The sequence below is a fragment of the Paenibacillus sp. p3-SID1389 genome (genome assembly GCF_025151705.1).
Classification (GTDB): domain Bacteria; phylum Bacillota; class Bacilli; order Paenibacillales; family Paenibacillaceae; genus Fontibacillus; species Fontibacillus phoenicis.
In genome coordinates this window covers 99,562-121,299 of the sequence record NZ_JALXVO010000001.1, presented here as the reverse complement: position 1 = coordinate 121,299, position 21,738 = coordinate 99,562, and the positions used below count along the sequence as shown (strand labels likewise).

Genomic DNA, 21,738 nt, shown 5'->3' with positions numbered 1-21,738 from the left:
AGCTATCGGACAATATTTTATTTTAGCTGATTATTTCTCCTTTTGGATTTCTGCCCAAATCAGATAGATCAGCCCCGCAATTAATGCAATAATTTCAGGAATCATCGAGTAAGAAAAGGTTGCCCCCATGGCATTGCTAAATGTACCTTCAGCAAAATTGCCATTCTTTTGCCCCATGATTGCAGCCACTAGTAAGTGAGTTGAATTACGGAATATAAATAACATTGCCGCGATCACGATTAGGATTGTACCGGTACCTCGTTTATTCATAACTTGTCACCTTATATTTCAGTTGGGTTTAGTGCTGCTCTCTTTTACTGTATAGAGTCCGTCGGGTAATCCAGCATTTCCTGGTTTGGCTATATAAACATCAAGAAAATAGGTTTTGTCCACAATTTTCACATTAGTAAAACCATCAAAATTCCATACTTCTTCATGCATAGTTCCATAGGAATTACTCATATTGGGGGTATATTCCATCCAGGAATATTTGTGGGGTGGAATTTTTTGTGTAACAGAATCGCTATCACTGTAAGTATTACTCCAAGAAGAGCCTACTGTTACACCTGCTGTGAATGCGTTTTTCGCATACGTGGAGGTAAGGGATACATTGCTTGTATAAGATTGCGAAGCAGTGAAAGAAATAGTCCGGGTCACTTCTTGACTTGTTTCATTGTATACAGGAACAGAAATCCTACGAGTTAAGTCGTTACGATACACGGATTGAATAAAACCAGCCTCAGTATATATGCTCATGTCTATTAATGCAAAAGGAGTTATTTCGTCTGGTTTCAATTCATTAGCAACACCATCATTTTTGTTTAGTTTTGCCTGGTTTATATTCTTTTGTCTCTCAATCTCTTTGTACTTTATGGTTATTTTGTTCCATAAGTACCTCGTATTCTGTTGCACTTAACTCTTTTTTCACGCCATTTTCAACTAAGATCGCTCTAACTACTTTAATCTCTTCTGAACCTATACTCCCACTCTCAGCAAAAGTCGAAGGAACTGCGAATGCAAACATACTTACCACAAGTGACAGGACGACAGGAAACTTCGAAAACTTCATTACAAATACCACCTTTCCTCTCTAAGGATAATTTGATATAAATTTACATTAATAGAATACAACATACAGTGGTATTTTTCAATTTTTAACAATTAAAACCTTTAAATAATTTTAAGCGGGCGACAACACTGCCGCCCTTTATGCCTCGTCCGCTGCGAACCGCAGGCCAAACTGGCGTCTGGCTTCCTCCATCAGCTCGGCGACAGCCAGCGAACGGGCATGCGTATTGATCTGGCTCTCCCGCTTGCCGCTGAGAATCAGCTCAATGAACTCCAGCGCCTCGTAGTACATCGACTCCTGCGGCTGGAAGCAGGTCAGCTCCTCGGTTGTGCCGTCACGGTACAGGATTTTGACCTCATACGGCTGGTTGATTCGATCGATCACGATCGTTCCGTATTCCCCCTGGATTTCCGTTGGCAAATAGGAGTCGGTAATTTTGGAATACATAATCACGCCGTCCATCTCCGGATAACGCACAACGAGACTGCCTTCCCCGTCTACGCCTGAAGACAGCATGATCGCCGAAGCCTGCACGGATTCCGGTTTCCCGAACAACGTCACCATCGGATAGATACAATAAATGCCGAGGTCCATCAAAGCCCCGCTGGAAAACGCAGGATTAAAGGCATTCATCACCTTGCCCTGCTTAAAGGCGTCATACCGCGAAGAATACTGGCAGTAGCTTGAAAAATAACGCCGCACCTGGCCGATTTTGTACAAATTATCCTGAACGGCCCGGAAGTTCGGCATCAGCGTCGATTTCAGCGCCTCCATTAACAGCACGTCGTTGCGACGCGCCGCTTCGATCATCCGGCGAACCTCTGCCGCATTGGACGCCATCGGCTTCTCGCATAACACATGCTTGCCGTGGTCCATCATCAAGATGGCCTGCTCCGCATGAAATGAATTCGGGCTGGCGATGTAAACGGCATCGACGTCAGAGCTGGCCGCTAAGGCTTTCAAATCCGTATATACCTGCGGATCGCCAAACTTGGCAGCAAACTCTCTGCCCTTCTCCTCGGTCCGGGAGTAAACCGCCGTTAAGGCAAATTGCTCCGTTTCCAGTGCTGCCTGAATAAAACGTTCCGTAATCCAGTTCGTTCCAATCGTGGCGAAACGTATCACATTGATTTCCTCCCTTTGTTCATGGTTGCTTCACTCGTATTCTCTCATTCCCTGTCAACCTTGTCCACTTTCGCATGCATTCACATATCCTGTCAATACAAACTGCTTACTTGCGCATGGCAAGAAAACTCATCTACAATAGATATAACGAAATGAACAAGGTTTCGGGGTTTAAGAGGGGTGATATTGTGATTAACGACAGCAAGTTTTTTTCCAAAAATGAAATCAAGTATATGGTCAGCGGAGACTCCATTTCCAAAGGCGTCATCTATGATGAACAACGTCATAAGTACGTCGTCTTGGAGAACAATTATGTTTCACTGCTGCAGCAGAAGCTGAAGGGTGCGGTTCATAATACCGCGCGGTTTGGCAACACGTTAATGAAGGGGCTCACGAACCTCAAGAGGGACGTGGAGAAAGATAAACCCCACATCATCTTAATCGAGTATGGAGGCAATGACTGTGATTTCAACTGGAACGAAATTGCTGAGCATCCCGATGCAGAACACCACCCGAAAACCGACTTTTCCTTATTCGAAAAAATGCTGACCGAAGCGATCCAATTCGTTAAGAGTCAGAACATTGTACCGGTCCTGATGAGCTTGCCGCCGCTCAACGCCGACAATTACTTCAAATGGGTCAGCCGCAACGACCCGGAAGCGGAGAAGAACATCCTGAAATGGCTGGGGAGCGTCACAAAGATTTATTGGTGGCAGGAACGGTACAATTCAACGATTCTGAATGTATCGGAAATGACCAAGACCAAAATGATCGACGTGCGCGGCGCATTTCTGGAGCACCCCGATTACACGAAGTTCCTCTGCTCAGACGGTATCCATCCGAACGAAGACGGTCACCGGATCATCTGCGATAAGGTGCTGGAGTTCGTCCGCAATAACTACCGGTTCTTGCTGCGGGAAGGAAGCGGCGGATTGGCGCTGGAATAGAGAACTGTCATAGAACGAGAGACCTGAGGATGTCAGGTCTCTTTTTTGCGGGCTTGTAAATCGCGCCATACCTTCTTGTTGCTGTATTCCTTGCTGGTGCTGATGTCCGGGCCAAACCAGGCCGGCGGCTCAAAGGACCGCGCCTCTTCCTCCGAGCTAAACTCCACTTCGAGCACGATAAAATCGATCTGGTCGTAAACGTCGATCTCTACTGTACGCTTGTCCCATTCGGCAGTCACCCGTCGTTTGGTCAAAGGGATCGCCTGATGAATCGCGATAATCTGCTCATACAGCCCCTCCGAAATGGACACCTCCACTTCTTCGCGGGACAGGCCAAACCCTCTTTTGAAGGTATGCGTATATTGAATCTCTCCGGTACGCAAGTCCTCAATTCTGCGAACCCGCAGCTCCTGATCCTCATGTAGGGCTAGATACGTCTGGTCGATCGCATGTTCCGACCGAACCACCAGCGCTCCCTCCCGAATCAGTTGCTCCGGATACGCCGGTAACAGAAACTTGCGTTCAATTTCCAGCGACAACGGAAAAAACCTCCTCATGTTCTTTTCAGTAAAAATTCAGTATCCGTTCATCGTGAATTCAGCGGTCTTTCATGCTCCATTCAGTTGTTATTCATGCTGGTTTCAGTCCCCCCAGATACACTGGACATATCCATTATACGAATACATACCTAGGGGGACAATCACGTGAAACTCATCCAAGACATGAAGATTGCGCTAAAAATCCGCTTGCTGGCGTATTGCCTGTTTGCGTTTCTCCTTATCATCGGTGTCGTGGGTCTTCGGGAAATTTCCAACGTTAACGACAAGCTGGAGGAACTGAATAACGAACGGCTCGTGCCGATCGTGAAGCTGGAGGAGCTGAAATCGAGCATGATTGCGGCGAGCACCTCGGCCAACAGCTACATGAACGCCTCCGATGACGAAGAACGCGCTTCGCTGAAGGAGGAAATCACCGCAACCTTAACGAAGATCGAGGCAAGCTTGTCCGAATATAACGATGAAACTGACCAAGCGACTGTAAGCAATGTATTGACTACATACGCAGCATATACTGAGGCGTTGGACAACTTCCTGACGACGTACCAGAACGGCATGACCGGTCCAGGAGGCCCAGGGGCGAACGCGCCTGCAACGGAGGAGGCCGCTGAAGCGGGTGCTGAAGCAGGGGATGCAACAGGGGTTGCGGCGGGGGCAGACCCAGCCGCCGAACCGGCAGGGGAACCCGGCGGACCTCCAGCAGAAATGACCGCCTTGGATACGGCGAAAGCCGAATTGATCGACGCGATGGACGGCTGGATCAATGAACATATCAATGAAGCGCGGCAAACCTATGAAGACAGCAAAGCGGTCTACCGTTCCACCTGGATCACCATGTTGATCCTGCTGGCCATTTCCGCCGCCGTCACTGTCGTTCTGGCATTGTTTATTATTCGCGCCGTCGTCCATCCGATTGAAAAAGTAACCGCCAAGCTGAAGGAGATTGCCGACAGCAACGGCGATTTAACCGGGCGAATCGGTTATCGCAGCAAGGATGAGCTCGGCGTGCTCAGCCAAAGCTTTGACGCCTTTATGGCCAAGCTGCAAACGATCATCGGGGAAATCATCGCCTCCAGCGGCACGATGTATTCCGCCAGTCAGTTGCTGAGCCGGGCAACGGGAGAAACCACCGCTTCACTGGAAAACATCTCCGCCACGGTACAGCAGATCGCTTCCGGCACCTCGGAGAATGCCGCTGTCGCGGAGGAAACGTCCGCCAGCTTAACCGATATGGCCCGGTTCTCCGAATCCACGGCCATCGCCAGCAAACATACAGCGGAGAAGAGTAAAATCGTCGGCGAAGCCGCAGCCAACGGGGCGATGAAAATTACAGAGATCGAAGAGGCCATTACCGATATCGAGTCGTCAACCCGCCTCGTTACGTCAACGATCCGCCAGCTTAACGATTCATCCGAGCGCATCGCCAACATGACCGAGCTGATCGCCGGCATCTCTGCCCAAACCAATCTGCTGGCGCTGAATGCCGCGATTGAAGCGGCCCGCGCCGGGGAAGCCGGCAGAGGATTTTCCGTCGTGGCCGATGAAATTCGCAAGCTGGCCGATGAGAGTCGGATCGCCGCTCAAGAGATCGCCGATGTGGTTGCCGACAACCAGTTGAAGTCGGCGGAAGCCGTAGCCTCGGCCAATGAAGCGGCCGGCAAGGTGCAAGAAGGCGTGGAAAAAGCGGCGGAGGCAAAGCGCAGTATCGATCATATTCTGGGCAGCGTGCAAGAAATCATCGGCCAGATCGCCCGCATCGATGAGGATAACGATCGGCAGGCGCAGAGCACCCGGGAGATGGAGAAAGCGATCAGCAGCATCGCGATCGCGACCGAAGAGATCGCCGGAGGCACGGAGCAGATTAGTAGCAGCATCCAGCAGCAGCTCGCCACGATGAACGAAATCGACGGCACCGCCGACCAGCTGGCCGCGATGGCGAAGAAGCTGCAGGACATGACCTCCGGCTTCACGGTGTAAGGATGTTCAGGCACCATGCTCGAGCACAACAAAGAAAGCCGTCCCGGGAGTTCAAGCTCCCTGGGACGGCTTCTTTAGGTCATATCGGAAATCTATTCGAAATTTCATATATAAAATGGTGCCAACGAAGAAAAAAAGGGAATCTATTCGGTTTTTCATATAGATTTAGGCTGTTTCTCTCGGAAATGAGCAAATGTATATGAAATTTCATATAGATTCCCTTAAATCCGCCCAAATCGTTAAATTGTATTCGATTTTTCATATACATTAGGCGCGAGAGGGGAGTGGGAAGGCTCAACAGCGGAACAAGTTGCTGGACATGACCTCCGGCTTCACCGTGCAAGTCTATGGCGCCCGGTAACCGATCTCCCCGTTGACGATGGTCATCCGCACCTGGACTTGGAGAAGCTGCTCGGGATCGCCTTCGATCTCCCGGTCGATGACTGTAAAATCGCCGGCTTTCCCCACGGCGATCTCCCCGCGCTCCTCCGCTTCCCCGGCGGCCTGTGCACTGCCGCGGGTAAAGAGCGCCAAGGCTTCCGCCGTCGAGAGCTTCTCCTCGGGCAGATAGCCCTCGTGCGTCTCCCCCGGCGCCCGCCGGGTCACCGCCGCATGCAGCCCGAGGAACGGGCTGAGCGGCTCAATTGGCGCGTCGCTGCCGCCGGCGCAGGCGATTCCGGCCGCCAGCAGCTTCTTCCAGGCGTACAGGTACTCCGTACGCCCTTCCCCCACCCGCTCCAGCACCCAGGGGAAGTCGCTGGCCACGAACCGCGGCTGGATATCCGCCGCGAGCGGCAGCGCGGCCATGCGCTGGACGAGCCCGGCGTCCAGCACCTGCGCATGGATCAGCCGGTCCGGGAGCCGGCTGCCGGAGATCAGCGGCTGCGCCTCCATCGCGCGCAGCGTGAGATCGGCGCCGCCGTCGCCGATCGCGTGCACGGCGATCGGGAAGCCCTGCCGCCGCGCCTCACGCACGATCTCGGCGAGCCGCTCCTCCGGATGGATCGCCATGCCCCGGGTGTGCGGCGCATCGCTGTACGGCTGCTTTAGCAGCGCGGTGCGGCCGCCGATCGCTCCGTCGGCGAACAGCTTCACCGCACCGATGCGCAGCCAGTCATCGCCGTCGCCGGCCCGCACCCCAAGCTCTTCCGCCTCCTCCAGGAACGGATAGTACAGCAGCTGGTGGGTGCGGAAGGCGATCCCTTCCTCGCGCAGCTCGCGGCATATTCGCCGCATCGTCTCGATGCTGCCTAGAAACCGCAGGTCCTCGGTATGGGCAGCTGTGAGCCCAAGGCGCAGCGCGTCGAGCCAGGCGCGGCGGATGGCGTCCTTCTTCGCGGCGTAGTCCGGTTCGGGCTGCGCCCGGGTGAACGGCACCGACGCCTCCTCATACACCCAGCCGTTTAAGCGGCCGTCCTCGTCTCTGCCGTAAGCGCCAGCTTCCGGATCCGGCGTATCCGCCGTAATCCCCGCGCGGCGAAACGCCTCGGAGTTGGCCAGATACGCATGGAAGCAGGTGCGCGTCAGGAAGATCGGATGGCGGTCGCTGGCCGCATCCAGCTCCTCCAGCGTTGGCGCAGCGGCAGGCACGAACCGATTCTCGTCCCAATTCAAGCCGAGAATCCACTCGCCGGGCGGCGTCACGGCAGCGCGCTCCCGCACGAGGCGCAGCATCTCCTCCTTCGAAGTGACGCCGCTGAAATCAAGCATGGCGAGCTTCATGCCGTGCATGGACAGGTGCATATGCGAGTCGGTTAAGCCGGGGAGCACCACGGCCCCTTCCCAGTCGACGGTACGCACCGCCCGGCCCGCCAGCTGCAGCTTGAGCTCTGCCGTCCTCCCGATGGCGCGAATGCGCCCATTCTCCAAGTATATCGCATCCGCTTCTTTCTCGGAGAGTCCGCTCTGTTCCAACGTTTGGATTCTCCCGTTGATAAATAACGTGCCTGTCACGAACACCGCTCCTTTCTGCCTATCCGTCGGCCTGTGTGCCTGCTTTCTTTTCACGGCGGACTTACATTACATCCCAAGCATAAACTGAACGATCTTATCGTGCATTCCCGGCAGCCCTTCATGACCGAAATCCGGGTAGATTTCCAGCTTCTTCGGCGAAGTAATCGCGTTGTATGCGGCAAATTGCGTGGACGGCGGGCAAATCTCGTCCATCAATCCAACGCCCATCAGCACTTCGGCTTGAATGCGGCTGGCCAGATGGTGCACGTCAATGTAGCCTAGCTTGGCAAATAGCTCCTCCTCCCGCTCATGCTGCGGATCGAAGCGGCGGAAATACAAACGCAGCTCCTCGTATGCGTTTTTGGCCAAATCCATCTCCCATACCCGGCGGTAATCGGAGAGGAACGGATAAACTGGAGCAGCCCGGCGAACCCGCGGCTCCAGCGCTGCGCAAGCTAACGTGATCCCGCCGCCTTGCGACCAACCGGTAACGCCAACGCGATTCTCGTCGATCTCCGGCATATCCATCGCGATCCCCGTCAATTGCACGGCATCCAGGAAAATATGGCGGAACAACATATTTTGCGGATCCCCGTCTACCCCGCGGATGATGTGGCCTTGCAGCGTATTGCCGATCGTTCCGCCGACATCCTCCGATTTGCCGCCTTGGCCGCGGCAGTCCATCGCAAAGACATGGAAGCCCAGCGAGGCGTACCCCAGCTTCTCGGTCCAGTCCCCGGCATTCCCGGAATAACCGTGGAACAGGATCACGGCCGGCGCCGGGCCATCCGATTTAGCCGGACGCACGTATTGCGCATGGATGCGGGCTCCCTTTACCCCGGTAAAATAAAGATGATAACATTCCACACCCGGCAGCTGATATTCGGCCTTTTCCAATCGCACCTGCGGATCAACCGCGCGCATTTCCCGCAGCGCTACCTCCCAATAAGCGTCGAAATCCGGCAGCTTCGGGTTCATTCCTTTGTACTTGCGTAACTCGTCCAAAGGCTTGTCGATAACCGGCATTGACCTCTTCCTCTCTCCACAATAGGGTCTAATTTTACCGTCCGGCTGAACTGTAGCAGTTGCCGGGCCATCGCTCACAGTATAGCTTGACAACGCTTTCTATACAAGAGGAAGGAGAAGTATGACCAGTTTGCGTGCCCATGGTACACTATTTTTATAGATGAAGATAAAAAAAAACGAACGGATAGGAGCCATACAGATGAACAACAACTACAAAATCGTCTTCTTTGATCTCGACGGCACGCTGCTGAACGAGGACAAGCAAGTCCCTCAGGATACAATCCAGGCCATCGCCGAACTAAAAGCGAACGGCATCGAGCCGGTGATTGCAACCGGGCGGGCGCCGTATTTTTTTGAACCGATCGCCAAGCTGCTGGGCATCGAATCCTTCGTCAGTCTGAACGGCGCTTACGTCGTCTACCGGGGCGAGCCGCTGCTCCAGCGGCCCCTGCCCGCGCAAAGTCTCCGGAAGCTCGTCGAGCTGGCCGGACGTCATCAGCATCCGCTGGTGTTTCAGGGGCATGAACGCTACTGCGCCAATACCGAGGCTCACCCCTTTGTCGTGGAATCCATTAATTCCCTGAAGGTCGAGCATCCGGGATTCGATCCGGAATTTTGGAGCAAATCCCCGGTGTATCAAGCCTTTCTGCATTGTGAGGAGCAGGACGAAGCGCTGTACGATGGGCAATTCGAGGACTTGCGTCTGATCCGTTGGCACCCGAAAGCGATGGATGTGACGCTCCGCGGCGGCTCCAAGGCGGTAGGCATCGCAGCCATGCTGGAGCGTCTCGGCATCCCCCTGTCCGCTGCTGTAGCCTTCGGGGACGGTTTGAATGATAAGGAAATGCTGCAGGAAGTAGGTTTGGGGATCGCCATGGGCAATTCCTATCCGGAGCTGCTGCCTTATGCCGATTATGTCACGGCTGCCGTGGATGAGGGCGGTATCCGTCAGGGGCTGCGTTATGCGGGACTGATTAACTGAGACTTTTCGCAAAAAATGGGAGATTCTTTGAAACATCTGCAGCCCTTCCTGCGTCAAAGGGTTAAACCAAACTGAATCCGGAAGGAGGGAAATGATACCCAAAGCCTCGCCGGACGCTGCGCAAGAGCAGAGCAGCCGGCGGATCGGATGCGTTTAACTCACTACTGTTTCCAGGAGGGATTTTGCGAATGAAACCGAAAAGAACTTTCTCTTTCTCTAAACTTTCAAAGCTGACGCTGCTAATGGTCATCGCGTTCACGATGATGTTTGGCGGTACGGCCTCAGCTTTCAGCGACATTAAAGGCGACAAGGAGCAGAAGGCGATCGAACGCCTGGAGAAGCTGGGGATCATTAAAGGCGGCCTTCACGGTCGTTACTACCCGGCCCAGAAGCTGACGGGTGCTGCAGCCGTCTCTCTGATCGTGAAAACGCTGGACCTGAACTTCGATACGGTCCGGTTCATCCAATTGCCAAAAGCCAGCAACTATTACACCAAGGTGAAAGATAACGCTTGGTATTCCGAAGCCTTCGTGATCGCGAACTACTACGGGCTGGACATTCCGAAGGACATCAACCCGGCCGCCAAAGTGACGAAGGAGCAATTCAGCCACTGGCTGTTCAAAGCGCTGAGCACGAAGGGCGAATACGCGTTTACGATGCAATATTTGTCCATCAATGATGAGAAGCAAATCAACAAAGACTATATGAACAGCATTCAAGCGCTTCTGAAAGCCAAAATCGTCACCCTGGATAAGAAGGGCAACTTCGGACCGAAGCAACCGATCTCCCGCAGTGAAGCCGCAGGCATGCTTGACCGGACGCTGCAATTTATCAAAGACAATGAGCCGATTGTGAACCCGATTCCCGGCCTGTACGATTTTGGAGTGAGCACAGACAAAATCACCAGTGACGTGACGAAAGTGAAGATCACGGCGATGGCGCCGCATCCGGGCTACGGCCTGGAAGTGTCGAATATCTCCTTTAAAGACGGCAAGGCGATCATCGACTATCGCGTCGTAGAGCCTCAGCCAGGACAATTTTATCCTCAGGTCATTTCCGAGGTGAAGGCCGTCACGTACATTCCGGCCGGATACCAGCCGGTGCTGGGCGCCCAATCGAAATAACCCGCATGATATGAAAAAAAGAAAGGACCGCATGGGTCCGGCAGCAGCCGGACGATCGCGGTCCTTTCTTTGTTATGTGGAGTTTATGCTCGAGGCTCCGGGTTTCCAAACGTCCGAATCCACCGATAGCGATTCACCTTCACGATCGCCACCAAGCATTTCAGAATCTGATCGGATTTAAGACAGATAAACGTCAGCAGCGGCGATAACCCCAACACCGCAGCGCATAGAAAGGCGGAAGGCAACACGATCAGCCACATGAAGATAAAATCGTTGTACAACACAAATTTCGTATCTCCCCCGCTGCGCACAATTCCCGTCAGCGCCGGCATTTGGTAAGCCGTGCCTACCGCCGTAATGGAGAGCACCGTCATAAACTGCAGGGCCAGATCCTTCGATGCCGGGGATATGGCATAAAATCCCAGTACCATGTCTTTGATCAAGAAGAGCACCGCCCCCGTCCCCAAACCGATGATCACATAAAGCACCTGCAGCGTTTGGGCGTATGGCTTGATTTTCTCCGGATGTCCGGCGCCAATCGTCTTCCCGATGATGACGGCCGTTGCACTGGCCGAAGCGTACGTGACGACCGACACGATTTGGAAGACCGTCGTGGCGATGCTGTTCGCGGCGATCGCTGCTTCCCCCATATGCCCCAAGATCCCGGACTGTACCGCCATGGCCAGCCCCCAGAGGGCATTAGACATCAGGATTGGGGAGCCCACGCTAAGGTATTGCTTGAACGTGCCCCGGTCAAATTGGAAGAAGTCCCGCAGCGCGAACCGGATTTTGCGATCCACCCGTTTGAGATATCCCACCACGATGGCCAACTCGATGATCCGGGCCGTTAACGTCGCTGCGGCCGAGCCGCGCACGCCCCAAGCCGGAAAGCCAAAATGCCCGTAAATCAGCAAATAGTTCAGGCAGACGTTGATCAGTAATGTCGATACGGAGAGGATAAATCCAACTCTGACCGTTTCCACGCTGCGCAGGGAAGCCAGCAGCAGATTGGTTGCCGCAAAAAAGAGATAGGAGAAGCCGATAATCCGTAAATATTTGGCCCCTTCAGCGATGACGCTGTCCTCGTTGGTGAATAAAGACAGGCATCCGTGCGGGAACAAGAACACCGCCAGCCACAGCAGCAACGCTAGTAGCAGCGCCAGGCGCATCCCGATGCTGGCCACCTGCTTGATGGTCCCCATGTCCTGCGCGCCCCATGCCCGTGACGACAGGATGACGACGCCCTCCCCTACGCCCAGCACGAGCATTTGCAGCAGGAACTGGATCTGGTTGGCCAGAGCTACTCCGGATAAGGCCGATTCGCTGTAACCGCCAAGCATGATATTATCCGATAAGTTGACGCCAAAGGAAATGATGTTTTGCAAAGCAATTACCAGAGTCAGTCTGAAGAAGCTGCGATAAAATGCCTTATCCTGCACCATAAATTTCATTTGTACTTACCAGCCCAGCGATTTATACCGGATTTCCCGTTCCCAAAGCTCTTGCAGTTTTCGCAGCGATTCGTCCGGCAGGACCGCGTCACTTGCAGCCACATTTTCACGGAGCTGGGCGCTGCTTCGGACGCCGGGGATCACCGTCGTCACCTCCGGATAAGCCAAAATAAAGCGCAGCGCCGCCATCGTCATCGTCGTTTGCTCATCTTCCAGGAAGCGAATTTGCTCCACCAGCTTCGCGCGGGTCTGAATCACTTCCGGAGACCAACGGCTGCGAACGCCGGAGAACGAGCTGTTGCCGTCGTATTTCCCCGACAACCAGCCGGAATCCAGCGGCACCTTAATAATGAGCGCGACATCCTTCTCCTTCGCCGCCTGGAACGCCTGCGCCGTTTCCTGATAAAAGATGTTAAACATCACTTCCATTACGCCAAGCCGGGAATGCTCCAGCGCCTCCAACATCTCACGGCTGGAATCGACGGACACGCCGTACGCCAGGATTTTCCCTTCCGCTTTCAGATCCTCCAGCACCTGATAGTGGCCGTATTTGCCGTCCAGAACATCAAACGGCGGGTTGTGGATCAATACGGAGTCCAAATAATCGGTTTGCAGCCGCGTCAGGCTGCGTTCTACCGAATTGCGGATCTGAGATGCGGAATAATCGGTCCCTTCCGGGGAATGACCGAACTTCGTATTGATGACCGCTTTATCCCGTTTTCGTTCCAGCGCTTTGCCGAGTAAGACCTCGCTTTTGCCTTGACCGTAATTGGGAGCGGTATCAAAAAAATTCACGCCAAGGTCCAACGCCTCATGTACGAGGCGAATGGCCTCATCATCCTCCATCGCTGCCCAATCCTGCTTGTTGCCGAGCTGCCAAGCGCCAAAGCCGATTTCCGACACCTGCTTGCCGGTCGTTCCGTACCTTCTGTACTTCATCCTCTCACGCTCCTGCGATGTTTGGATTTTAAATAAAGGAACTCATGCCCCAATTCTAGACCGGATCATGTAAGCCGCGCAAGGAGTAATCCGGATCATTCCCACTCTACTTGAAACCTTCCCGCACGCAACGTTAAGATATATGACATAAAAGAGGTTTTTACGGAAAATACCGCAAAAACCCTCTTTACGAAAACCGGCACCTTGGATTATGATGCCATAAGCATGATACCTAATCTTACATATTTAAGTTTTGAGGGTAAACGCGCGGAACTCTGACTCCGAGCTGACAAACGACCTCATAGTTGATTGTTCCAATCCAATCGGCGACCTCGTCAATCGATATCGACGCCGCTTCGCCCGTTCCGCCGAAGAGGATGACCTCCTCTCCCGCTTGGACGCTCTCTATATCGGTGACATCCAACATCGTCTGGTCCATGCAAACTCGGCCAATGATTGGCGCCCGCTGCCCGCGAACGAGCGCAAACCCTCGGTTTGAGATCGTCCGCGACAGCCCGTCGGCGTACCCGATGGGCACGGTGGCGATCAGCCGCTCCTCGGCTGCCCGGTACGTCCGGCCGTAGCCGACGGTTTGGCCCGGCTTGATCCGCCGCAGCGAAGCGATTTTCGTCTTGAGCTGCATCGCCTGCTGCAAAGGATATTCCGGCAAACGCAGCTGCGCCGAAGGATATAGCCCGTAGAGTGCGATCCCGATGCGAACCAGATCCAGGTGCATTTGCGGGAACCGCATCGTGGCGGCACTATTGCAGCAGTGCTTGATCGGCACATGCAGGCCGTGGGCCTCAAGGGCATCGAGGCAAGCCTGGAACCGGGCGAATTGCTCCAACGTATACGCCGGGTCAGGTCCATCCGCATCAGCGAAATGGGTAAACACGCCTTCAAGGATGACGAAGGGCGCAGCGGCTGCCGCAAGTTCAGCGAGCTCAATCACCGCCCGGGTGGTAGATAAGCCGATCCGGGACATCCCGGTATCCACCTTCAAGTGGATGCGCGCCGCGCACCCTTGCTTTTTGGCGCAAGCGATCGTCTCCTGCAGGACTTCCTGGGTATCCACCGTCAAGGTGATGCCCTGCCGAACCGCCGCTTCGACGCCAAACGGTGGCGTGTAGCCGAGCACTAGAATAGGTTGTGATATACCGGCCGCTCGCAGCTGCAGCGCCTCATCAACGAGGGCAACGCCGAGACAATCGGCGCCGGCATGGATGGCGGCTTGCGCCGCTTGCACCGCTCCGTGTCCGTAGCCGTTCGCTTTGACTACGGCCATCAGCCGGCAGCCCTCGGCGATTTGCTTACGGAAGAGCCCCGTATTGTGGGCGATGGCGTCCAGCGACACTTCCGCCCAAGTTTCCCGATAGCCGGTAGGGGTGGAGACCCTCGATTGCATCGTTGTCATCGTGGAATACCTCTTTCCTAATCAATAATCAGCATGAAGCATCTTGAAATTAAGTATAATTGAGCCGCTCCTGCCGGGGTTTGTCTTCCTACCCCAAAAAAACGGCATGATCCTAGTGCGGCTTCACAAACCATACCGCATCGGAGGTGACGCTCGCCTATGAGCCAAGATCAAGACGATATTTTCGAGCCATACTCCGACAATCTGGAATTGCTCGCGGAGAAGATCAGCGACGTGCTGGGCCGTCCGGTCACGATCGAAGACGCCAACCATCGGCTGGTTGCCTACAGCTCGCACGAGCCAGAGACCGACGCGGCGCGGCTGGCCACCATCGTCGGGCGCCGGGTGCCCGATCAGATCATTGGCAGTCTCTGGCGGGACGGCGTTATGCCTCGCCTATTGGAGAGCGAAGCGCCGATTCGCGTCGCTCCGATTCAAGAGGTGGGGCTTAGCGGCCGCGTTGCAACGGCGATCCGTTCGGGCTCCCGGGTTGTCGGCTTTATTTGGGTGCTGGAGGCGGAGAGGCCTTTTTCAGAACGGGAAATGGCGTTATTCGCCAAGGCGGCCCAAGCCGCCCGCACCAAAATGGCTAGGTGGCAGCTGCAGCGCCATAAGGAGGAAGAGGCGCATCGCGATTTTTTCTGGCAGCTGCTGACCGGGCATCTGTCCAACGAAACCCTAATCCGGGATAAGGCTCAGCGGATCGGGATCGCACTCCCTCCGCAATTCCATGTGGTCGTCCTGCAGTTTGCCGCCGAAGTGAAGGAATCGTGGCAGCGGCAGGCGCTGGAGAAATGCGCTCCCCTCTCCGCTTATAGCCGGATCGTGCTGCACGCCATCAATAAAAATCAGCTGATTTTGTTATTTGCGCCGATAACGGCGGATACTAAGGATGGAGTCGCCAGCCAGCTGGGGCTGCTTCAGCAGAATTTGCGCACCTATTTTTCGCCGCATTTCCTAGGATTGGCCAGCGGATGTCTCTACAGCGAATACGGACGGCTGGAAGACAGCTACCGCGAAGCGCTGCTCCTGCTTGAGGTGAAGCAGCGGTTTCCCAAGGAGACCGGAGATCTCGTGATATATAGCGATCTCGGGTATTACCGGTATCTTCCCCGAATCTGGGAGGAGCTCCAGCGACATGGCCGCGCGGGCAGCCAACTGGCCCGGCTGCGGGCCTACGATCAGGAGCATCACAGCGAGCTGGTGCACACGCTGGAGGTGTTTTTGGCGCATGACAGCAATGCGAAGACAGCCGCCGAAGCCCTGCATGTTCATGCGAATACCCTGAATTACCGGCTGAAGCGAATCGCTGAAATCGGCCGGATCGACTTAACCAGCATGGAGCAGAAAGTAACCTTATATTTGGAACTCAAAGCCGAACGTTTCGGCGGCAGCAACGCATTGTGAAATTTCACAATGCGGGCTGTCTTTTTTCTCATATCGCCACAAACAAAAATCACAGCTCCTGTCCTATACTGATGTCAGATCGTTTGACAGAGGAGGTTACAGCATGATCATTGGAGTCCCCAAAGAAATCAAAAATAATGAGAATCGAGTTGCCCTGACCCCATCGGGCGCCTATTCGCTGGTGAAAGCAGGTCACTCGGTATGGATCGAGACCCAGGCGGGTGCTGGCAGCGGCTTTGAGGATACGGAATATGCGGCCGCCGGGGCCAAGGTGGTCGGCAGCGCCGCCGAAGCCTGGTCGGCCGATCTGGTGATGAAGGTGAAGGAGCCGCAGCCGTCGGAGTATGGCTTTTTCCGTCCAGGTCTGATCCTGTTCACGTATTTGCATCTGGCGCCGGAACCGGAACTGACGCAAGCGTTAAAAGATCAAGGTGTGACCGCCATCGCGTATGAAACGGTTGAAGTGAACAAAACGCTGCCGCTGTTGACGCCAATGAGCGAGGTTGCCGGTCGGATGTCCGTACAAATCGGGGCGCAGTTCCTGGAGAAGCCGCACGGCGGCAAAGGCATCCTGCTCGGCGGTGTGCCTGGCGTGAAGCGCGGCAAAGTGACGATCATCGGCGGAGGCGTCGTTGGCACGAACGCAGCCCGAGTGGCGATCGGCCTAGGCGCCGACGTGACGATCATCGATCTGAATCCGGATCGCCTGCGGCAGCTAGAGGACATCTTTGGCGCCAGCGTGCAGACGCTGATGTCGAATCCGCAGCACATCGCCGAGGCGGTTTCTGAATCCGACCTGGTGATCGGCGCGGTACTGATCCCCGGTGCCAAGGCGCCAAAGCTGGTCACCGAAAGCATGGTGAAGGCGATGCGCCCCGGCTCGGTCATCGTGGACGTGGCCATCGACCAGGGCGGCATCTTCGAAACGGTCGACCGGATCACGACCCATTCCGATCCGACCTATGTGAAGCATGGCGTCGTGCATTACGCCGTGGCGAACATGCCGGGCGCCGTACCGCGCACCTCTACGCTGGCGCTGGCCAACGCTACGCTGCCTTATGCGCTGGAGATCGCCTCGAAGGGCCTTTACACGGCGCTCAGTGAACGGGCAGCTCTGCGCAAAGGCGTTAACGTCGCCGCTGGTGCGATTACGTACGCCTCTGTTGCCCGGGACCTTCACTACGAGTATGTGCCTGTTGAGCAAGCGCTGGAGCTGCCCAGTTCCCCAGTTAACTAGGCGATTTCGCCGCATTCAACAAGAGCAAGAGATCCGCAACCAGCGGGTCTCTTATTTTATGTGGCGGCAACGCCGCTCCCTCGCTCGGCCAGCGACAGCTCGATGATCCGGTCGAGCAGTTCGCTGTAACTGATGCCAGCAGCAGCGGCGCTGCGCGGCAGCAGGCTGTTCGCCGTCATCCCCGGCAGCGTATTTACCTCCAGCACGTAAGGGACACCGTCCTTGAGAATCATATCGACCCGGGCATAAACGCGGCATTGCAGCAGCCGATAACACGCCAGTGCTGCCGCCCGTACCCGCGTCTCTTCGTCGGGAGGCAGCGTGATCGGCTTCTCCTCCGCCCCGCCGTCGCTGTATTTGGCTTCGTAGTCAAACCACTCCGCTCCATTGGCCGCCCGGATGCCCAGCACCGGAAGCAGCTCCCCGTCCAGGATCGGGCAGGTGATTTCCTGGCCGGACACCATGGACTCGACGAGCACAGACTCGCCCCAGCGGAACGCCTCCTCCAGCGCACCGCGCAACAACTCCGGCCGATCGACGCGCTGGACGCCGATGCTGGAGCCTCCTGCATTCGGCTTGACGAACAGCGGATACGCGAGCCCCGCCATCTTGGGTTCCCACGTTCCGTCCGCGAACATGGCCCGCTCCAGATAGGCCCCGTCCGGCGTCGCAATCCCTTCAGTCTGCAGCAGCCTCTTCGTCAGATTCTTATCCATGCATAAGCTGCTGGACAACACGCCGCTGCCCGAGTACGGGATGCCCATCGTCTCCAGAACACCCTGCACTGTACCGTCCTCGCCAAACGCGCCATGCAGCGCCAGCAAAGCGAAGTCGATGCCCCGCACCCGGTCGATCAACTCCTCCCGCTTCGTCAGCTCAATCGGCACCACTTCATATTTATTGGGGTCCAGCTTCCCCACGATTTCCTTCCCCGTCATCAGCGAGACCTCGCGCTCCGAGGAGACGCCGCCCATAATTACGCCTACCTTCATCCTGTTTCTCTCCTTCACCCGTTGTTTAAGTCCATGCAGCACCTAACTACCCCGTTGCTAACTCTGATCTCCTAACAGCTTTGTAGCCGTATCACCGATCAGGCGAATCCCCTTTTCGATGTCTTCCTCGGATACCCGCGAAAAACCAATTCGCATCGTGTTCCGTCCTCCGCCGTCAACGTAGAACATATCCCCCGGAGTAAAGAGGACGCCCTGATCCGCGCAAAGCTCGAGCAGCTTCCACGTATCGAACTCCTCCGGAAACTCCAGGAACAAATGTAACCCGCCGCTGCCCGACAACCGGGAGAATGGCACGTACTGCTCGCAGCAGGCCTTCGTCCATTCGTACTTCCGCCGATATTCGGCCCTGGCCCGTTTCAGATATTTTTCGAGATTCCCGTTCAGCAAGTATTGATACAGCAGGGATTGGTCCAACGTTGAGGTATGAATGCTGCGCGCCCGTTTGACGCTTTCCAGCACCTCGATCAGCTTCCGGTCTGCTAAGATCCAGCCGACACGAATCCCCGGGAACAGCACCTTCGAGAAACTTCCCAAATACACCACGCCGTTCCCCTGCCCTGCCATCGCAATCAACGGCGCGACGTGGGAGCCGGAATACCTCAGCTCCTCATTAAATCCATCCTCGATCACCGGCACCCGGTAGCGGCCGAGCAGCTCTAGTATCGCCAGCCGTTTCTCAGCGGACGTCACGATCCCGGTTGGGTTATGATAGGAAGGAACGAGGAACGCGCCGTCAAAAGCCTGCGTCTTCAGCTCGCGCTCCAGCGCTGCCAGGTCCAGGCCGTCCGGCTCCATCGGAATCCCGGTGATCTCGAACCCGTGCCGCCGCAAATTTTTGATCGCGGTTTGGTGCGTTGGGTTTTCGCATAACATGCGTCCGCCCGCACTGCCATCCCGCCCCAGGGCTGACAACACGATGTCCAGCCCTTCCGTAAAGCCGCTGGTGATCAGCAAATCCTTGCCTTGCAGATCCACGCCTTTACGTTCCATATAGTTCAGCAAATAATCGATAAGTGGTTTATATCCTTTTGCGTATCCATAGTTCAATAAGACGCGGCCTTCCACCGCCATCCGATCCAAGAATGCGCGTTTGACGTTCTCCAGATCAAACAGCTCCTCGTCAGGGGCGATGCTCGTAAACAAAATGGCGCCTTTCGCCGCCCGCAGGCCGGGCCTGCTGCGTTTCATATGGTCGAGCTCCACGGACAGCCGGGCTTGCCGATTCATCCGCTCGCGCCAATCCATCCGCCAGGTGGGGACCGCCTGCCCGCTTGGTGCAGAGGCCTCGGCGACGAAGTTCCCTTTCCCCGTGACAGCATACACTAGCCCCTCATCCTGCAAGGCTTCATAGGCAGCAATGATACTGCCCCGGCTGACGCCCAGCAGCTCCGACAGTTCCCGTGTTGAGGGAAGCTTTTGCCCGGCCTGCAAAGCGCCTTGCATCATTAGTCGTTTGATATAATTTTTCACCTGCACGTAAACCGGCGTTTCCGCCACAAGCTTAAATTCATGAAACACCCTGTATCGCCCCCACCCTCATGATGGCATATTCCAGGCCAAAAATAAAAGAACCACCCTCCCGCATTTTTCGGAGGAAGGTGGTTCTTCCGCTTACACCATCACTTTGCAAATATCGTTCGTAAATTCAACTGGATCGTTGATTGGCAGCCCTTCAATCAGCAGCGCCTGATTGTACAGCAGGTTCGTGTACAAGGCCAGCTTCTCTTTGTCGCTCTCGTAAGCCTTCTTCAGCGACTGGAAGACGTCGTGGTTCACGTTGATCTCCAGCACTTTTTCGGCTTTAACCGACTGGCCGTTCGAGCCTGGCATCGAGTTCAGTACCTTTTCCATCTCGATCGTCAGCTCACCTTCCGTCGACAAGCAGACCGGATGGGATTTCAGACGTTTGGACGCTTTAACTTCCTTCACCTTGCCCGCCAGCAGGTCCTTCATTGCGGCGAACAATTCCTTGTTCTCATCCGTATTCGCCTTATCTTCGGAATTCTCGGCTTCGATGCCCAAATCACCGCTCGATACCGATTTGAATTCCTTATCCTTGTATTTCATGATCATCTTGATCGCGAACTCGTCAATGTCGTCGGTGAAATACAGGATCTCGTATCCTTTATCCAGCACCAGCTCGGTTTGCGGCAGCTTCTCCAGCCGTTCTACCGATTCACCGGCAGCATAATAAATATACTTCTGGTCTTCCGGCATGCGGGAGACGTATTCATCCAGCGTAACAAGCTTCTTCTCCTTGGACGAAGTGAACAGCAGCAGATCCTGCAGCACGTCCTTGTTGATGCCGTAGTCGTTGTACACGCCAAACTTCAGCTGGCGGCCAAACGAAGCGTAGAACTTCTCGTATTTCTCACGGTCTTCCTTCAGCAGCGTTTGCAGCTGGCTCTTGATCTTGCTTTGGATGTTCTTCGCAATCAACTTCAACTGGCGGTCATGCTGCAGCATTTCCCGAGAAATGTTGAGCGACAGATCCTCGGAATCGACCATCCCTTTGACAAAGCTGAAATAGTCCGGCAGCAGATCCGGGCACTTATTCATGATCAGCACGCCGTTGGAGTAGAGCTCCAGCCCTTTTTCGTATTCCTTGGTGTAATAGTCAAACGGCGTCTTCTCCGGAATATACAAAATCGCATTGTACACGACCGCGCCGTCAGCCTTGATATGGATATGCGATACCGGTTTATCGAACCCGTAGCGCTTCTCCATGTAAAAGTTGACATAATCCTCTTCCGTCAGTTCGGATTTGTTCTTCCGCCAGATCGGCACCATGCTGTTGATGGTTTGCTCTTCGGTGTACGTCTCGTATTCGCCTTCGCTGCCTTCCTTCGGCCGGCTGCTCGTGACGTCCATCTTGATCGGATAACGGATGAAATCCGAATATTTCTTGATAATCGACTTCAGACGGTATTCCTCGAGGTATTCGTCATATTGGTCGTCTTCGGAGTTTTCTTTGATCTTCAAAATAATATCCGTACCCACCGTTTCCTTCTCACACGGTTCGATCGTGTAGCCGTCCGCCCCTTTGGACTCCCATTTGTAGGCCTCGTCCGAACCCAGCGCCCGGCTGATCACGGTAACCACGTCGGCGACCATAAATGCGGAATAGAAGCCGACACCAAACTGCCCGATAATGTTATGACCATCCTTCAGTTCATTTTCGTTCTTAAACGCATACGAACCGCTGTTGGCGATAGTCCCCAGGTGCTTCTCCAGCTCTTCCTTGGTCATGCCGATCCCGGTATCGGAAATCGTCAAGGTGCGGTTTGCTTTATCCGGCTTAATCTTAATAAAATAGTCGTCCTTGTTAAATACCAGCTTGTCATCCGTTAACGCCCGATAATAAATCTTATCAATGGCATCGCTGGCGTTCGAAATCAGCTCACGCAGAAAAATTTCCCGCTGTGTGTAAATCGAGTTGATCATCATTTCCAGCAGTCGTTTAGATTCTGCTTTAAACTGCTTTTTCGCCATGAATCGGATCTCCTTCCTTTCACCC

Annotated in this window: 19 protein-coding genes; 6 read left to right on the top strand and 13 right to left on the bottom strand. The window is 54.8% G+C overall.

All coding sequences use genetic code 11. The features are described from left to right. Nucleotides 1-30: 30 nt before the first annotated feature. The 4 genes from M3G15_RS00510 to M3G15_RS00495 form a co-directional block, all read right to left on the bottom strand. Nucleotides 31-270, bottom strand: coding sequence for a hypothetical protein (locus M3G15_RS00510; RefSeq protein ID WP_009224636.1), 240 nt, complete (start codon nucleotides 268-270; stop codon nucleotides 31-33). A gap of 18 nt (nucleotides 271-288) precedes the next feature. Further along, on the bottom strand, nucleotides 289-795 hold the full coding sequence (locus M3G15_RS00505; RefSeq protein WP_260069760.1) for a hypothetical protein: 507 nt from the start codon (nucleotides 793-795) through the stop codon (nucleotides 289-291). 58 nt (nucleotides 796-853) lie between these two features. Next, nucleotides 854-1,069, bottom strand: coding sequence for a hypothetical protein (locus M3G15_RS00500; protein WP_260069759.1), 216 nt, complete (start codon nucleotides 1,067-1,069; stop codon nucleotides 854-856). Between the two features lie 138 nt (nucleotides 1,070-1,207). Then, complete coding sequence (locus M3G15_RS00495) at nucleotides 1,208-2,191, bottom strand: Gfo/Idh/MocA family protein (RefSeq protein WP_269724332.1); 984 nt, start codon at nucleotides 2,189-2,191, stop codon at nucleotides 1,208-1,210. Nucleotides 2,192-2,382: 191 nt separating this feature from the next. On the opposite strand from M3G15_RS00495, the gene M3G15_RS00490 reads away from it, so the two are divergent. Beyond that, nucleotides 2,383-3,141, top strand: a complete 759-nt coding sequence (locus tag M3G15_RS00490) for an SGNH/GDSL hydrolase family protein (protein ID WP_311202240.1) — start codon at nucleotides 2,383-2,385, stop codon at nucleotides 3,139-3,141. A gap of 32 nt (nucleotides 3,142-3,173) precedes the next feature. On the opposite strand, the gene M3G15_RS00485 is transcribed toward M3G15_RS00490, so the two are convergent. After that, nucleotides 3,174-3,680: a CYTH domain-containing protein gene (locus tag M3G15_RS00485; RefSeq protein WP_009224632.1), complete on the bottom strand. Its 507-nt coding sequence runs from the start codon at nucleotides 3,678-3,680 to the stop codon at nucleotides 3,174-3,176. A gap of 165 nt (nucleotides 3,681-3,845) precedes the next feature. Here M3G15_RS00485 and M3G15_RS00480 point away from each other — a divergent pair, with 165 nt between their 5' ends. After that, on the top strand, nucleotides 3,846-5,675 hold the full coding sequence (locus M3G15_RS00480; RefSeq protein ID WP_009224631.1) for a methyl-accepting chemotaxis protein: 1,830 nt from the start codon (nucleotides 3,846-3,848) through the stop codon (nucleotides 5,673-5,675). Nucleotides 5,676-6,020: 345 nt separating this feature from the next. On the opposite strand, the gene M3G15_RS00475 is transcribed toward M3G15_RS00480, so the two are convergent. Next, nucleotides 6,021-7,628, bottom strand: a complete 1,608-nt coding sequence (locus tag M3G15_RS00475) for an amidohydrolase (RefSeq protein ID WP_397376571.1) — start codon at nucleotides 7,626-7,628, stop codon at nucleotides 6,021-6,023. A 66-nt stretch (nucleotides 7,629-7,694) separates the two neighbouring features. Next, complete coding sequence (locus M3G15_RS00470; RefSeq protein ID WP_009224628.1) at nucleotides 7,695-8,654, bottom strand: alpha/beta fold hydrolase; 960 nt, start codon at nucleotides 8,652-8,654, stop codon at nucleotides 7,695-7,697. Between the two features lie 199 nt (nucleotides 8,655-8,853). Here M3G15_RS00470 and M3G15_RS00465 point away from each other — a divergent pair, with 199 nt between their 5' ends. Both M3G15_RS00465 and M3G15_RS00460 read left to right on the top strand, forming a co-directional pair. Continuing rightward, nucleotides 8,854-9,636: a Cof-type HAD-IIB family hydrolase gene (locus tag M3G15_RS00465; protein WP_009224627.1), complete on the top strand. Its 783-nt coding sequence runs from the start codon at nucleotides 8,854-8,856 to the stop codon at nucleotides 9,634-9,636. A gap of 188 nt (nucleotides 9,637-9,824) precedes the next feature. Further along, on the top strand, nucleotides 9,825-10,760 hold the full coding sequence (locus M3G15_RS00460) for an S-layer homology domain-containing protein (protein WP_260069757.1): 936 nt from the start codon (nucleotides 9,825-9,827) through the stop codon (nucleotides 10,758-10,760). 83 nt (nucleotides 10,761-10,843) lie between these two features. Here the strand turns inward: M3G15_RS00460 and M3G15_RS00455 are convergent, their stop codons facing one another. The 3 genes from M3G15_RS00455 to alr all read right to left on the bottom strand — a co-directional run bounded on the left by M3G15_RS00455 (nucleotide 10,844) and on the right by alr (nucleotide 14,564). Then, nucleotides 10,844-12,211 (bottom strand): MATE family efflux transporter, encoded by a 1,368-nt coding sequence (locus tag M3G15_RS00455; protein WP_260069756.1) that lies wholly within the window; start codon nucleotides 12,209-12,211, stop codon nucleotides 10,844-10,846. Between the two features lie 6 nt (nucleotides 12,212-12,217). Further along, the gene (locus tag M3G15_RS00450) at nucleotides 12,218-13,150 is read right to left on the bottom strand and encodes an aldo/keto reductase (RefSeq protein ID WP_260069755.1); all 933 of its coding nucleotides are present in this window, start codon (nucleotides 13,148-13,150) and stop codon (nucleotides 12,218-12,220) included. Between the two features lie 238 nt (nucleotides 13,151-13,388). Beyond that, entirely contained in the window at nucleotides 13,389-14,564 is a 1,176-nt protein-coding gene (gene alr, locus M3G15_RS00445) for an alanine racemase (protein ID WP_260069754.1), read from the bottom strand. 159 nt (nucleotides 14,565-14,723) lie between these two features. On the opposite strand from alr, the gene M3G15_RS00440 reads away from it, so the two are divergent. Further along, nucleotides 14,724-15,971, top strand: a complete 1,248-nt coding sequence (locus M3G15_RS00440; RefSeq protein WP_260069753.1) for a PucR family transcriptional regulator — start codon at nucleotides 14,724-14,726, stop codon at nucleotides 15,969-15,971. A 103-nt stretch (nucleotides 15,972-16,074) separates the two neighbouring features. After that, nucleotides 16,075-17,208: an alanine dehydrogenase gene (ald, locus tag M3G15_RS00435; protein WP_260069752.1), complete on the top strand. Its 1,134-nt coding sequence runs from the start codon at nucleotides 16,075-16,077 to the stop codon at nucleotides 17,206-17,208. Nucleotides 17,209-17,264: 56 nt separating this feature from the next. On the opposite strand, the gene M3G15_RS00430 is transcribed toward ald, so the two are convergent. The 3 genes from M3G15_RS00430 to htpG form a co-directional block, all read right to left on the bottom strand. After that, on the bottom strand, nucleotides 17,265-18,200 hold the full coding sequence (locus tag M3G15_RS00430; protein WP_009224620.1) for a D-alanine--D-alanine ligase: 936 nt from the start codon (nucleotides 18,198-18,200) through the stop codon (nucleotides 17,265-17,267). Between the two features lie 57 nt (nucleotides 18,201-18,257). Then, nucleotides 18,258-19,739: an aminotransferase-like domain-containing protein gene (locus tag M3G15_RS00425; RefSeq protein WP_260069751.1), complete on the bottom strand. Its 1,482-nt coding sequence runs from the start codon at nucleotides 19,737-19,739 to the stop codon at nucleotides 18,258-18,260. 93 nt (nucleotides 19,740-19,832) lie between these two features. Continuing rightward, nucleotides 19,833-21,713, bottom strand: coding sequence for a molecular chaperone HtpG (gene htpG / locus M3G15_RS00420; RefSeq protein ID WP_009224618.1), 1,881 nt, complete (start codon nucleotides 21,711-21,713; stop codon nucleotides 19,833-19,835). Between the last annotated feature and the right edge of the window lie 25 nt (nucleotides 21,714-21,738).

What these genes read in the sequence shown, in the direction of transcription:
- M3G15_RS00440 (WP_260069753.1), top strand. Translation starts at nt 14,724, where the DNA reads ATGAGCCAAGATCAAGACGATATTTTCGAGCCATACTCCGACAATCTG.
- alr (WP_260069754.1), bottom strand. Translation starts at nt 14,564, where the DNA reads ATGACAACGATGCAATCGAGGGTCTCCACCCCTACCGGCTATCGGGAA.
- M3G15_RS00470 (WP_009224628.1), bottom strand. Translation starts at nt 8,654, where the DNA reads ATGCCGGTTATCGACAAGCCTTTGGACGAGTTACGCAAGTACAAAGGA.
- ald (WP_260069752.1), top strand. Translation starts at nt 16,075, where the DNA reads ATGATCATTGGAGTCCCCAAAGAAATCAAAAATAATGAGAATCGAGTT.
- M3G15_RS00500 (WP_260069759.1), bottom strand. Translation starts at nt 1,069, where the DNA reads ATGAAGTTTTCGAAGTTTCCTGTCGTCCTGTCACTTGTGGTAAGTATG.
- htpG (WP_009224618.1), bottom strand. Translation starts at nt 21,713, where the DNA reads ATGGCGAAAAAGCAGTTTAAAGCAGAATCTAAACGACTGCTGGAAATG.
- M3G15_RS00510 (WP_009224636.1), bottom strand. Translation starts at nt 270, where the DNA reads ATGAATAAACGAGGTACCGGTACAATCCTAATCGTGATCGCGGCAATG.
- M3G15_RS00450 (WP_260069755.1), bottom strand. Translation starts at nt 13,150, where the DNA reads ATGAAGTACAGAAGGTACGGAACGACCGGCAAGCAGGTGTCGGAAATC.
- M3G15_RS00465 (WP_009224627.1), top strand. Translation starts at nt 8,854, where the DNA reads ATGAACAACAACTACAAAATCGTCTTCTTTGATCTCGACGGCACGCTG.
- M3G15_RS00455 (WP_260069756.1), bottom strand. Translation starts at nt 12,211, where the DNA reads ATGAAATTTATGGTGCAGGATAAGGCATTTTATCGCAGCTTCTTCAGA.
- M3G15_RS00430 (WP_009224620.1), bottom strand. Translation starts at nt 18,200, where the DNA reads ATGAAGGTAGGCGTAATTATGGGCGGCGTCTCCTCGGAGCGCGAGGTC.
- M3G15_RS00460 (WP_260069757.1), top strand. Translation starts at nt 9,825, where the DNA reads ATGAAACCGAAAAGAACTTTCTCTTTCTCTAAACTTTCAAAGCTGACG.